The 12,836-nt window shown below is 50.8% G+C and carries 8 protein-coding genes; 6 read left to right on the top strand and 2 right to left on the bottom strand.

Going from position 1 to position 12,836, the window contains the following annotated elements; translation table 11 throughout:
• The first annotated feature begins 83 nt into the window (after positions 1–83).
• The 6 genes from ELY33_RS04515 to ELY33_RS04490 all read left to right on the top strand — a co-directional run bounded on the left by ELY33_RS04515 (position 84) and on the right by ELY33_RS04490 (position 7,792).
• A complete protein-coding gene (locus ELY33_RS04515; RefSeq protein WP_126944582.1) occupies positions 84–2,582 on the top strand; it encodes a DUF3141 domain-containing protein in 2,499 nt (832 codons plus the stop codon).
• Between the two features lie 303 nt (positions 2,583–2,885).
• The gene (gene topA / locus ELY33_RS04510) at positions 2,886–5,513 is read left to right on the top strand and encodes a type I DNA topoisomerase (protein ID WP_126944580.1); all 2,628 of its coding nucleotides are present in this window, start codon (positions 2,886–2,888) and stop codon (positions 5,511–5,513) included.
• Positions 5,510–5,971, top strand: a complete 462-nt coding sequence (locus ELY33_RS04505; RefSeq protein ID WP_126944577.1) for a DUF6586 family protein — start codon at positions 5,510–5,512, stop codon at positions 5,969–5,971. The genes topA and ELY33_RS04505 overlap by 4 nt, the downstream gene beginning before the upstream one ends.
• Positions 5,972–6,024: 53 nt before the next feature.
• The gene (locus tag ELY33_RS04500; RefSeq protein ID WP_126944575.1) at positions 6,025–6,489 is read left to right on the top strand and encodes a 2-hydroxyacyl-CoA dehydratase; all 465 of its coding nucleotides are present in this window, start codon (positions 6,025–6,027) and stop codon (positions 6,487–6,489) included.
• 173 nt (positions 6,490–6,662) lie between these two features.
• The gene (locus tag ELY33_RS04495; RefSeq protein WP_126944572.1) at positions 6,663–7,307 is read left to right on the top strand and encodes a L,D-transpeptidase family protein; all 645 of its coding nucleotides are present in this window, start codon (positions 6,663–6,665) and stop codon (positions 7,305–7,307) included.
• A 221-nt stretch (positions 7,308–7,528) separates the two neighbouring features.
• On the top strand, positions 7,529–7,792 hold the full coding sequence (locus tag ELY33_RS04490) for an Lpp/OprI family alanine-zipper lipoprotein (protein ID WP_009723517.1): 264 nt from the start codon (positions 7,529–7,531) through the stop codon (positions 7,790–7,792).
• Between the two features lie 91 nt (positions 7,793–7,883).
• On the opposite strand, the gene ELY33_RS04485 is transcribed toward ELY33_RS04490, so the two are convergent.
• Positions 7,884–9,008, bottom strand: coding sequence for a L,D-transpeptidase family protein (locus ELY33_RS04485; RefSeq protein WP_126944570.1), 1,125 nt, complete (start codon positions 9,006–9,008; stop codon positions 7,884–7,886).
• A 105-nt stretch (positions 9,009–9,113) separates the two neighbouring features.
• Positions 9,114–12,563 (bottom strand): transcription-repair coupling factor, encoded by a 3,450-nt coding sequence (gene mfd / locus ELY33_RS04480; protein ID WP_208644201.1) that lies wholly within the window; start codon positions 12,561–12,563, stop codon positions 9,114–9,116.
• Between the last annotated feature and the right edge of the window lie 273 nt (positions 12,564–12,836).

The raw sequence follows: 12,836 nt of genomic DNA, 5'->3' as shown, positions 1-12,836 counted from the left end.
GGCAGTGAGTGGCCTAAACTATATTGCATTGCAGCATCATCGCTTCGGGACAGATGCTTTGCATCAACCCAATGGGAGAATTTATGAACTTTCTCGCTCATCCTATGTTGCCTGGCAATGCGCTGAAAAGCCTGTGGCCAGGAATGTCTGATCAAATGACGCCACTGCCGGGCGGCGAGGCCCTTGCGAGTATGGTAGACCCGTTCGGATTCGGACGGGCTGCAGCGAGCTATTGGCGCGACAGTTTTGAGCGTAGCGTCCTGTATTGGGATGTTATGCGCGAACGCGGAAACCAATACCTTGAGCATATGGAACAAACCAAGCCCAACGTACTTGGGTTTGAGACGGAAGTGCTCGTTGATGGACGCACGCTGCCGCATCCGACTAACTATGAACTGCTGAGAGTGCTTCCCCCTAGCCACATTCAGATTGACCCTGAAATGCGCCCATTTGTGGTCGTGGACCCCAGGGCAGGGCATGGCCCGGGGATTGGCGGTTTCAAGCCTGATAGTGAACTTGGGGTTGCTTTAAAAGCTGGTCATCCTTGTTATTTTATTGGTTTCTTACCTTTTCCTGAGCACGGCCAAACCGTTGAGGATGTGATAGAAGCGGAAATTGCGTTTTTACGCCATGTTATCGCTTTGCATCCAGAAACAACTGAAAAACCGATGGTCGTGGGCAACTGCCAGGCGGGTTGGCAAATAATGATGGCGGCGGCGCTTGAGCCGGATGTGTTCGGCCCGATTCTTATTGCGGGCGCGCCGCTTTCTTATTGGGCGGGAGAGCACGGCAAAGCCCCTATGCGCTATACCGGTGGTATGGCCGGTGGAAGCTGGATTACGGCCTTAACTAGTGACATTGGTAATGGTCTTTTCGACGGCGCGTGGCTAGTGCAAAACTTTGAGCGTCTCAACCCAGCTAATACCTACTGGAAAAAGCAGTATCACCTGTACGACAACATCGATACCGAATCTAAACGTTATTTAGAGTTTGAACGGTGGTGGGGTGGTCACGTCGTTTTAGGTGGCCAAGAGATCCAATATATTGTTGATAATCTATTTGTCGGCAATCGCCTCTCGACCGCTCAGTTAGTGACCCGCGATGGTCGTCGTGTTGATCTGCGAAATGTGCGCTCGCCTGTTGTCGTATTTTGCTCGCGCGGTGACGACATAACGCCGCCGCCACAGGCGCTAGGTTGGATTCGTGATTTATACGAAGGCGAGGAAGATATTATCGCCAACGAACAGACGATCGTTTACTGCATGCACGATACAACGGGGCATTTAGGAATATTTGTTTCCGGCAGTGTATCTCGCAAGGAGCATACAGAATTCACGGCAAACATGGACTATATCGATGTTATGCCGCCTGGGCTGTATGAAACAACGGTCTCGCATGTCAGTGAACGGGATGATGCGGAGTTAATTGAGCGCGACTATTTGCTTGAATTTACAGCGCGTAACTTTGATGAGCTTGATCAGGATGTGATGCATAATCCTGAAGATGATCGTCGATTCGCTACTGTTGCACGTATTTCTGAGATCAATCTTGGTTTCTATCGACTGTACGTCCAACCCTGGTTGCAAGCCACGATGACGCCAGAGGCAGCGCGCTGGATTCGTCGGATGCATCCTATTCGGTTAGGCTACAAGCTCCTATCTGATCGTAATCCACTGTCAGTTCCACTGCCGGTCATGGCTGAAGCCGTTCGTCGCAATCGTCAGCAAGTGGGCCAGGATAATGTTTTCAAAGCGCTAGAAACCATGTGCTCCGATCAAATAGTTGCCAACCTCAATGCAGTACGGGATTTGCGCGATAGCACGACAGAAAGACTGTTTATGGATATTTACGGACAGCCTCTTTTGCAAGCAGCGGTAGGCCTGCATGGCGATGCCCATGTGCACCGTCGTCGCCCTGGGGCAGAGCCAGAGCATAAACGTTTCGTTGAGAACCGCAAAAACGAGCTGCGTAATAAAATTGCTCAGGGTGGTGCTCATGAAGCTGTCATGCGCTCGGTTATCTATGTGTTGGGCGGTGCACCTGCAACTGATGAACGTAATTTCAAACGGTTACGTGCTTCCCGTGCGGAACTGGAGCCTAGTTCAACGCTGAGTGAATTCAAGCGGTTGGTGCGCGACCAGTTCTTTATCCTGAAATTAGATCGTGAGCTTGCACTATCGTCATTGCCTGAGCTGTTAAAAGGGCAAAGTGATAGCGATATTGACGGTCATATCGAGCACCTTAAACATGTGTTCGCCGCGAGCGGAGAGTTGTCAGAGCACGCAGCAGAGCGCTTTGATCAGGTAACCGCGTTATTTGACAAGGCGCGGCCGCCGAAAGCTGCTCAGCCGAAGGCAATAGAGAGTAAGCCAGACGCTGAAGCTAAAGATGCTAAAAAAGTGGTGGCTGAAAGCGCCGCAGTTGATACTCAGGCGGCTGTAAGTTCTTCAGTTGAAGGCGCGTCAGCAGAGGTTGCTTCGGCGGAAAATGCTTCTAGCAGCGTAAAGGCAGAGGCGCCCAAGGAAGCAAGTAAGTCACCGTCAAGAGCGGCATCGCGTAGGAAACCACCGCGCAAACGCTAAGAGTTGTAATGCCTATCTACGCCCCTGTTTTCATCCAGGGGCGTTTTTTTGTTTGCGTATTTTGGGTTGCCGTTTGCATATTGGCAGTCTAGTGTCTAGCTACTTCATTACGAAAAATAGTGGTGTTAAACACCTCTTGGTTCAGCATTAGTTTGTTAGCTGAACGTCGGTTGTTACTGGCGCTTGTTGCAGGCCTGGGGTAGGGTAGGCGCATTTTTCTCATGGTCGTCAAGTGGTAACGACAGGCGACAACGTATTCAGAGCATGGGCGATAGCGCCTAAGCATTAGGAAAGTGGAGCACTATGGGCAAGTCACTGGTCATCGTCGAGTCGCCTGCGAAAGCGAAGACGATCAATAAATATCTCGGCAACGATTTCATCGTAAAGTCGAGCGTGGGTCATATCCGTGACCTGCCGACCAGCGGCTCAGGTAAGGCAGCCTCCGACCCGAAGGAGCGCGCTCGCCAGGCTGCGGCAACACGCAAGATGTCGGCGGAAGAAAAAGTAGAGTACAAGAAACGTAAGGCTCATGATCAATTAATAAGGCGGATGGGGATTGATCCGGGGAATGGTTGGGAAGCGCGCTATGAAGTGTTGCCGGGCAAAGAAAAAGTTGTTGCGGAACTAAAGAAGCTAGCCGAAAAAGCGGATGCCGTTTATCTCGCAACGGATTTGGATCGCGAAGGGGAGGCGATTGCTTGGCACCTGCGCGAGACCATCGGTGGCGATGACAGTCGCTACAAGCGTGTCGTATTTAATGAAATTACCAAAAATGCCATTCAGGACGCTTTCAAATCGCCTGGGGCGCTCAATATTCCCCGCGTGGAGGCGCAGCAAGCGCGCCGCTTTTTGGATCGCGTCGTCGGTTTTATGCTTTCCCCGTTATTGTGGGCCAAGATTGCTAGGGGCTTATCTGCGGGCCGTGTCCAATCTGTTGCGGTTCGCCTAATCGTTGAGCGTGAGCGAGAAATCCGTGCGTTTATTCCAGAAGAGTTTTGGGATGTGCATGCGGATCTCGCTTCTCCGGACGGCGAGCTCGTTAGATTTGCGCTGGTGCGTCAAGATGGCAAGCCCTTCCGTCCCACTTCCGAAAAAGACACGCTTGCGCGTATTGAACAGCTGCTTAAAGCCAAGCTTGCGATTACCTCCCGTGAAGATAAGCCGACGAGTTCCAAGCCTACTGCGCCGTTTATCACTTCTACATTGCAGCAAGCCGCCAGTGGCCGATTAGGTTTTTCCGTTAAGAAAACCATGACCATGGCCCAGCGCCTCTACGAGGCCGGCTACATTACTTATATGCGTACCGATTCCACCAATCTTTCAAAGGATGCGGTGGAAAGTGTTCGTTCGTTTATTGACGATGAGTACGGCGCACGCTATTTGCCGGAATCGCCTAACCGTTACAGCAGCAAAGAGAGTGCTCAAGAAGCTCACGAGGCAATCAGACCCTCTAGTGTTGAGCGAAATGCAAATGATCTTTCTGGTATGGAGCGAGACGCAGAACGCCTTTACGAGCTGATTTGGCGTCAATTTGTAGCCTGTCAGATGACACCCGCCGAGTATCTTTCCAGTACGCTGAGTGTTGAGGTGGACGGCTACGATTTGCGCGCCAAAGGACGAGTGCTTAAGTTTGATGGTTACACACGGGTAATGAAACCATCGGGTAAAAATGAAGATCAAAGCCTGCCTGATTTGCCAAAGGGCACGGCAATGGCGCTTGAGAATCTTGACCCGCAACAGCACTTTACTAAGCCTGCTCCACGTTACACGGAAGCCAGCTTAGTAAAAGAGCTCGAGAAGCAAGGCATTGGTCGTCCTTCTACCTATGCGTCTATTATTTCCACGATTCAGGATCGTGGCTATGTGAAATTAGAAAGTCGTCGTTTTTATGCTGAGAAGTTGGGTGATATCGTCACCGAAAGATTGAAAGAGTCTTTCCCAGACTTGATGGATTACTCGTTTACAGCTCGCATGGAAGATAGCTTGGATGAAGTTGCAGAAGGTGAGCGCAACTGGCAAGCCCTGCTGGATGCGTTCTACGGCGAATTCAGCCAAGAGCTTAGCAAAGCGGAAAGCGATGAAGGAATGCGTCCTAACCAGCCTGTTCCTACAGACATTGACTGCCCAAGCTGCGGTCGAAAAATGCAGATTCGGACCGCCTCTACTGGCGTGTTTTTGGGATGCAGTGGTTATAACCTGCCCCCAAAAGAGCGCTGCAAAACAACCATTGACTTAATTCCTGGCGAAGAAGCCGTTGCAGAAGACGCAGGTGAAGAAGCAGAAACCAACGCACTGCGTGCGAAGCGCCGTTGTCAGAAGTGTGGTACTGCCATGGATAATTATCTAATCGATGAGGGTCGAAAACTGCATATTTGTGGTAACAGCCCTGATTGTGATGGTTATGAAGTGGAAACAGGTAAATTTAAAATCAAAGGGTACGATGGTCCCATTATCGAATGTGATAAATGTGGTGCCGAGATGCAGCTTAAGTCGGGGCGATTTGGAAAATACTTTGGCTGCACCAACAGTGAGTGTAAAAATACCCGCAAGTTACTTCGCAGTGGTGACGTGGCGCCGCCTAAAATGGATCCTATCTCTATGCCGGAACTGGCCTGTCAAAAGGTAGACGACCACTATGTGCTGCGTGATGGTGCTAGCGGCTTATTCCTTGCGGCCAGTAAGTTTCCTAAAAATCGTGAAACACGGCCGCCGCTGGTAAAAGAGCTAAAAGCCCATGCTGACGAACTGCCGGAAAAGTATCATTTTATTCTGAAGGCGCCCAGCGAGGATCCGGATGGACGTCCTGCGCAGATTCGTTACTCACGGAAAAATAAAGAGCAGTACGTGATGACCGATGAAGAGGGCAAAGCCACCGGGTGGAAAGCGACATTTGAAGCAGGCAAATGGCACGTAGAGGATAAACGTAAGTGAGCCCACGTTCGCGCACTAATCAGTTGCTGTATCAAGCTGAGCTTTTGATTGGTCTTCCAACAGGTAGTGACGAGCACACCCCGGCTCGGCAAATGGCGATTGAGGAGAGCGCTCTGGCGCTCTTCGAGCTGGCATTAAATTCGCTACTCAAAGAAGTGACCGAGCACGCACGTCTTAACGAACATGGTTGGCAGGTGCTTCTCAACGAAGAAGGCCCTGCTGTTGCTGAGCTACAGCGCTTAAGAGACATGAGGTATCAATCGGATAGCTGGTTACATTGGCTAATAGAGCAAGTTGATAAGCTGCATAGTGATGAAGGAGCGGGTAAGCGCGTTGTGCAAAATCCCGCTATGATTGCTGTTGGCAGTCAGATGAGCGTTGCTGATCAGCTGTTAACTAACCTTCATGCCGCAAAACGCGACATTGCATCATTACGAGAAACTAGCCAAGAGTGGTAGTCATCGACATAAACCCACTGCTTAGTGAAGATGAATCGCAAAAGGAGATATAGATGCGCTATAACCAAGTCAAAGACTTAGTTGAATGGGCCGCGGGCTACCATGGGCACATGGCGCGTCAGTATCGCGCGGCCGCCGATTCAAGCGAATCTCAGCGTCTTGCGATGGCATTAACCTATTTAGCTGACAGTGAACTACGGATGAAAACCGGTCTGGAAGCGCTTTTCAATGATGGCTCTGACCACAAAGAAGTGTTGGAAATTTGGTTTGATGATCCTAGTGATTTTCCTCAACCTCCGATGCTCGAGGCACTTGTTCAACAAACAGTGGCAGATTCTATTGATGAGCTAACTCACGCAGCGGTTGAGTCGCACAGTAAGTTGCAGAGTCTTTATGAGCATCGTGCATCACGCTCAAAAATAGAGCCAGAAGAGACTTTCTTTAACTCTTTGGCAGAAGGACATAATGCAGAAGCGCGTAAACTAGTCGTAAGTATGCAAGAATTTGAAGACATTTAAGTAGGAATTTAGTGTTATCAAGATGGCGTTTCACAATGGCGCGGTTGCCAACACTGAAGAATCGTCGTATTAATTGGCTTGTTCAGGCACTGACAATTGGTATGAGAATAGGGTATAACGTTCCCAACAAATGCTTTGTTGGCTGGCAGTTCTAGCCTGTATAGAGAGCAATAATGATGCCCGTAAACCGTCGCCGTTTTTTAGCGTTGGCGCTGGGATGGCCTGTTGTGGCCAGCGCAGCGGCTTCCAGTGCTTCTTCTAGTACCCTAAATAATTACGAGCCTACAGACCTTGTTGAGTCGCTGCTTTCCCGAGCAAGTATTCCGCGTCACACCAATGAGCTCTGGGTGTTAATCGATGATAAAGACGCTACGTTGAGTGTTTACCGTGGTGATACGTTGGTTGAGCACTACGCGCCTGTATCACTTGGGCGAGGTGGAGCGAAGACCCAGCGGATCCGTGGAGATAATGTAACACCGCTTGGCGAGTTTCGAATTAATCGATTTAATTACGAAAGTCAGTGGCATATCTTTATTGGTATCGATTATCCTACGCCACCTCATGCAAGGATGGCGCTCGAAAAAGGCATTTATTCCCAGGCGGATTACGATGCTTATTTTGATCACTATCGGCGTCACGGCTCTCCGCCTCAGAATACGGCACTGGGCGGCGCCATTGGCATACATGGCATTGGCAGTGGTGATCCTGATATTCATGGCCAGTATCACTGGACCCAGGGTTGTGTTGCCGTTACTAATGAGCAAATTGAGCGTGTCGCTTCGCTGGTAGGTGTTGGCACTCGCGTGGTGATCCGCTAGGCTATGCCGTTGAAGGAAGTTTATGGTTTTGAATACGTGGCTATAGACAACCGCTGTGGACTATTATAAAACAGCGTTTGACTTGCGTTCTTTGGTGTAAAGCCATGGTACAAGTCGCTATAAAGAACCTGCACCGCAGGTAGACAAATTTAGCTAACGCATTAGCCTCAAATTTGTCATACCCTTAATGTTGTACCCAAGGAAGACTCAAGGAGAACACTATGACTCTGAAGACTGCTCTGAAGATGACTGCCGCTGCCGCTTCACTGGCAATCCTAGCTGGCTGTGCTTCTACCAGCGCTCTGGAAGAAGTTCGCATGACTGCTGAATCTGCACAGGCTGATGCCGCAGAAGCACGCAGCATGGCTTCACAAGCAATGAACACTGCTAACCAAGCTCAGCGCGACGCGCAAGCTGCTCTGCAGATGTCTCAGCAGAACCGTGAAGAAATGAACCGTATGTTCCAGCGTTCCATGCAGAAGTAATTCTGCTTGGGCTCTAAGTGTTAAAGCTTAGGGTTGCTGTTGATGTAAAAAAACCCCGCTTTGGCGGGGTTTTTTTATACCTTTGATTTGATTACGCCTTTTCCTCGGCCTGATCTGCTGTCGTCAACTCAATTTCTTCTAATAAACCATCAAGTTTTACAGGTTCTTCAGCGGGCGCTGGTGCCGGTGCTTGGGGGCCATAAAGCGCCACAAAGCGACCATTTGGATTTTCTACCGCTAGTTTCACCTGAGCATAGTCAACGTCTGCCTGATCTTCAGTGAGCTTGCTTACTCGCTCTATAGCGTTCAGCAATGGCTCGAAGTCGCCGACGTTCTCTTCAAGCTGAGGGTAAGATTGCACAAACAAGGTACCGTCAGCTGCCCAGCCTGCTTTAAATGGTGCATCCATCAAGTTGACCTGAGTGCCGCTAGGCAGACGCTCATAGAGTGATTCGATATCTTCCGGGTACATCCGGATGCAGCCACGGCTTACCCGCATGCCAACGCCTTCAGGGCGGTTGGTGCCATGAATCAGGTAACTAGGCATGGCGAGCAAAATAGCATGACGACCCAGGGGGTTATCGGGGCCAGCTGGCACAATAGAGGGCGCTGGCTCGCCACGTGCTGCTGCTTCACGACGCATAGAAGCCGGAGGCGCCCAGGCGGGATCTTTCACTTTCACTGTCGTGCGGGTTATGCCGATGGGCGTGGCAAATTCTTCACGCCCAACGCTGACAGGATAGGTTTCAACAATGCCGGGATTGTCAGCTGGGTAATAGTAAAGTCGTAATTCAGATAGATTAACGACCACTCCTTCACGTGGTGCAGGCGGAAGAATGTAGCGCGTAGGAATAACGACTTCTGTTCCTTCGCCAGGTACCCACAGGCTGACGTCTGGATTGGCCATGCGAATTTCTTCATAACCAATGTTGTGGCGTCGTGCTATGTCGATGAGTGTCTCTTCAGGATCTTCTACAACAACGGTGTAGTGTTCTCCAATAATGTCACCCGTCTCAGGAAGACGGAAATGACCGCGGGGCAATTCCTTTTGCTCTTCAAGCTGGTCAGCACTGGCTAGTGCTTCTTCGGCAAGGATGGCTGCGCCCTCAGCCGTGTCGGCTGACTGCTGTGCATAAACGGGGCTAGCAAGGCTTGCTGCCAGTAAGACAGCGAGGCTAGTCGGGCCCCAAACATTATAAAGCTGACGAATATTCATGAAGATTCCTAATTAAATGATGCGCTGATAACTGCAAGCTAGCGTTGCCATGGGCAGCGGTTAGAGGACCGAGTATTGGGTTTTCAAGCAAGTTTGCCCCAAGGTTCACGCCGCCGCTAGTTTTTGATTGAGTGTAGTCAGTAGCGCTTCGATCTTATCAAAACGCTGTTCGGCAGTTTCCATTGGAAATTCAAATCGTAAGGTGTCTGAGCCATCCAAGCGGTAATGCTGTGGCGATTTTTGAATGAGTGTCACCAGTGTTAATGGATCGACCTGAGTGGCGCTATTAAAAAGCACTCGTCCACGGCTTTCTCCAGCTTCAATGCGCGCCACACCCAGCTGTTCAGCGCGGTGTCGCAGCCTGGTTTGACGAATCAGGTTTTTCAAGGGTTGAGGCAGTAACCCAAAGCGATCGATAAGCTCGACTTGTAGCTCTTTAAGCTCAGCATCGCTTTGGGTGTTGGCGATGCGCTTGTACATAACGAGGCGCTGCTGTACGTCGTGAATATAGTCGTCCGGAATCAGCGCTGACAGGTTAAGACTGATTTCGACGCCGGTGTTGAACGGGGCATCGATGTTAGGCGTTTTGCCCGCCCGGATAGCTTTCACTGCGCGATCCAGCATTTCCATGTAAAGCGTGTAGCCGATGGTTTCCATTTGACCGCTTTGCTCGTCGCCTAACAGTTCGCCTGCGCCGCGAATCTCCATGTCGTGGCTTGCTAGGGTAAAACCGGCACCGAGGTCATCAGATGCGCTAATCGCTTCCAGGCGCTTGACTGCATCTCTTGTCATTGCTTTGGGTGGCGGTGTTAGCAGGTAAGCATATGCTTGATGGTGGCTGCGTCCAACACGCCCCCGTAGTTGGTGGAGCTGGGCCAAACCAAACTTGTCTGCGCGCTCAATTAAAATTGTATTGGCGCTAGGCACGTCAATGCCGGTTTCTATAATGGTTGAGCATACCAGCACGTTAAAGCGACGGTGGTAGAAGTTGGACATTACCCGCTCTAGGCTGCGCTCTGGTAACTGGCCATGGGCAACAGCTACCCGTGCTTCGGGCACCAGCTCGCGAATTTGTTCAGCAGCGTTTTCGATTGTTTTGACTTCATTATGCAAAAAATAGACTTGTCCGCCGCGCAATATTTCCCGTAGCAGCGCCTCTTTAATAATGCTGCTGTCTCTCTGTTGCACAAATGTTTTGACCGATAAGCGTCGCGCTGGTGGGGTGGCGATAATCGAAAGGTCTCGGATGCCACTCATGGCCATATTCAAGGTGCGGGGAATCGGCGTTGCCGTTAGCGTCAGAATATCGATTTCGGCACGCAGTGTTTTGAGTTTCTCTTTTTGCGCGACCCCGAAGCGATGTTCTTCATCGATAATTAAAAGCCCCATCTTAGGCAGCTCAACGCTTTTAGAAAGCAATTTATGGGTGCCGATCACGATGTCGGTTTGGCCATTTTTGATGCTTTCTAGAGTTTGCGTCATCTCTTTACCACTGGTGAAGCGTGAGATAAGGCTAATGTTGACAGCGGTGTCGGCAAAGCGGTCGCGGAAGTTTTCAAAATGCTGGCGAGCGAGCAGCGTCGTAGGCACAAGCACGACTACTTGGCGGCCTGTTTGCACGGCTAGGAATGCAGCACGCATGGCGACTTCGGTCTTGCCAAACCCTACATCCCCGCATACGACGCGATCCATTGGCTGTGGGGAAACCATGTCGTTAATAACCGCTTCAATGGCTGCCTGCTGGTCGGGGGTCTCTTCAAACGGGAAGCTGGCAGAGAAGCGAATGTACTCATCCCCAGGCGTGTCGTAGACAAATCCTTCCTGAGCCTCACGTCGTGCGTAGATGTCGAGTAGCTCGGCGGCAGTGTCGCGGATTTTCTCAGCCGCTTTGCGACGGGCTTTTTCCCACTGATCTGAGCCTAGTTTATGCAGTGGGGCTAGTTCGTCATCAGCGCCGCTATAACGCGAAATAAGATGCAGGCTATCCACAGGAACGTAAAGTTTAGCGCCGTCGGCATAGGAAAGAGCCAAGAATTCGTTTGCCTGACCGCCAGCTTCAAGGGTTTCTAACCCTAGGTAGCGGCCTACACCATGCGCTTGGTGTACAACCGGTGCGCCTTCTCGTAGCTCGGATAGATGACGCACGGCCAGTTCGTTGTCGTCGGTGGCTTTTTCCCGCCGACGACTTTGGCGCACCACATCCCCAAATAATTCGGTTTCGCTGATGACTGCAATATCAGGCTCGGTAAGCCATAAGCCGCTACCCACTAGGCTTTCAGTGATGGCAATGCGGTCGGTGCTGGTTAGAAAGTCTTGGAAGCTGTCGCTGTGAGGCAGTTTTAGCTTAAGCGGTGCCAATATTTCTTCTAATGCTTCTCTGCGCCCCCGTGACTCGGCAACAAACAGTATTCGAGTAGCTTGTTGGGCATCCAGAAAGGTAGCCAATTCGTTAAGGGGTTGCTTGGCGCGAGCGTTAATCGCAAGTGAAGGTAGAGCCTGGGCTTTTGGTGTCAAAGCATGTCGTTGCGTGTCATCTTCGGTTAGTTCAATGCGTGGACGAGCTTTAATTGCTGAGAAAACGTCATTGACGGGAATAAACGCCCGAAGAGGAGGTAATAGTGGGCGTGTTGGGTCAACACCCAAATTTTCGTAGCGTGATTCAATCGACTGCCAGTGTTGCTCTGCTGCTTCGTATACGCCAGGCAGCAGCGCCACGCGGGTGTCATCGGTAACGTGCTCAAATAACGAGGCGGTCTCGTCGAAGAATAGCGGTAGGTATTGTTCCAAGCCTGGTGAGGGTATTGCTTTCAGTGCGTCGTTATAGAGGGGGCATTGGCGTGGATCAACATCAAACAGCGTTTCAAACTGCTCTCGAAAGCAGGCAATGGCACTGCGACTTAGCGAGTACTCATGGGCGGGTAGTAGCTCAATTACATCGACTTTTTTAGTAGAGCGCTGATTGCCAGGATCGAAATGGCGCAGCGTATCAATCTCGTCATCAAATAAATCAATGCGGATGGGCTCATCCATGCCCATTGCAAAAAGATCGATGATGGCGCCGCGCATGGCGTATTCACCTGGCTCATAGACCGTCTCGACGGCGCGATAGCCCGCGCGGGATAGCGACTCGCGAAAGGCATCACGTTTAAGCGTGGCACCTGCTTTTAATGTCATGACGCGCCCGGCGATGTATGACACGGGAGGCAATCGCTGCATCAGCGTATTGATTGGTACCAGCACAATGCCGCGCACACCATCTTGCAACAGACGCAGCGTGCGCAGGCGTGATGAAATTATATCCTGATGGGGAGAAAAGCTGTCGTAAGGTAGCGTTTCCCAGTCCGGGAAAGGCAAAACGGGAACGTTGCTGTAGAACGCTAGATCCTGTTCCAGGCGCTGTGCGCTGGCAGTATTCGGCGTAATAACTAGTAATGGTGCGTTTGACGCAACCTGAGCCAGTGCCAGGGCAGTCGCACTGCCCGGCGGCGCTGTTAGGTAAAGCGTTTCGCGAATCCCTTTTGGTTGGGGCGGTTCGAGCAGAGAGAAAGAAGGCATAGTTACGGTATCGTTTTGTGCTGAAACGGAATCTGGATCATACACGATCAGTACTTTCAGGCAGAGGCCTGAGCAAAGCAACGATAGGTTAAGTCACTCGTTAAGGGGGCTGCTCCAACGTCAAAAGTGTTACTATATTACTTCGAGGCATTATTGCGGCTTGTAGTCAATCCGCTCTTTCTGTAATACCCCTACATGTAGTGCGACTATCCATTCATTGCGGCATGTGGGTAAGCTCAGGATAATGTTTCCAGTATTTTTTTCTTATCTACC

The sequence above is a fragment of the Vreelandella andesensis genome, assembly GCF_003989795.1.
In the GTDB taxonomy this organism is placed as follows: Bacteria; Pseudomonadota; Gammaproteobacteria; order Pseudomonadales; family Halomonadaceae; genus Vreelandella; species Vreelandella andesensis.
Note: the sequence above shows the minus strand (reverse complement) of the source record. Positions and strands in the feature narration are given on the sequence as shown.

What these genes read in the sequence shown, in the direction of transcription:
- ELY33_RS04515 (WP_126944582.1), top strand. Translation starts at nt 84, where the DNA reads ATGAACTTTCTCGCTCATCCTATGTTGCCTGGCAATGCGCTGAAAAGC.
- topA (WP_126944580.1), top strand. Translation starts at nt 2,886, where the DNA reads ATGGGCAAGTCACTGGTCATCGTCGAGTCGCCTGCGAAAGCGAAGACG.
- ELY33_RS04500 (WP_126944575.1), top strand. Translation starts at nt 6,025, where the DNA reads ATGCGCTATAACCAAGTCAAAGACTTAGTTGAATGGGCCGCGGGCTAC.
- ELY33_RS04495 (WP_126944572.1), top strand. Translation starts at nt 6,663, where the DNA reads ATGATGCCCGTAAACCGTCGCCGTTTTTTAGCGTTGGCGCTGGGATGG.
- ELY33_RS04490 (WP_009723517.1), top strand. Translation starts at nt 7,529, where the DNA reads ATGACTCTGAAGACTGCTCTGAAGATGACTGCCGCTGCCGCTTCACTG.
- ELY33_RS04485 (WP_126944570.1), bottom strand. Translation starts at nt 9,008, where the DNA reads ATGAATATTCGTCAGCTTTATAATGTTTGGGGCCCGACTAGCCTCGCT.
- mfd (WP_208644201.1), bottom strand. Translation starts at nt 12,563, where the DNA reads ATGCCTTCTTTCTCTCTGCTCGAACCGCCCCAACCAAAAGGGATTCGC.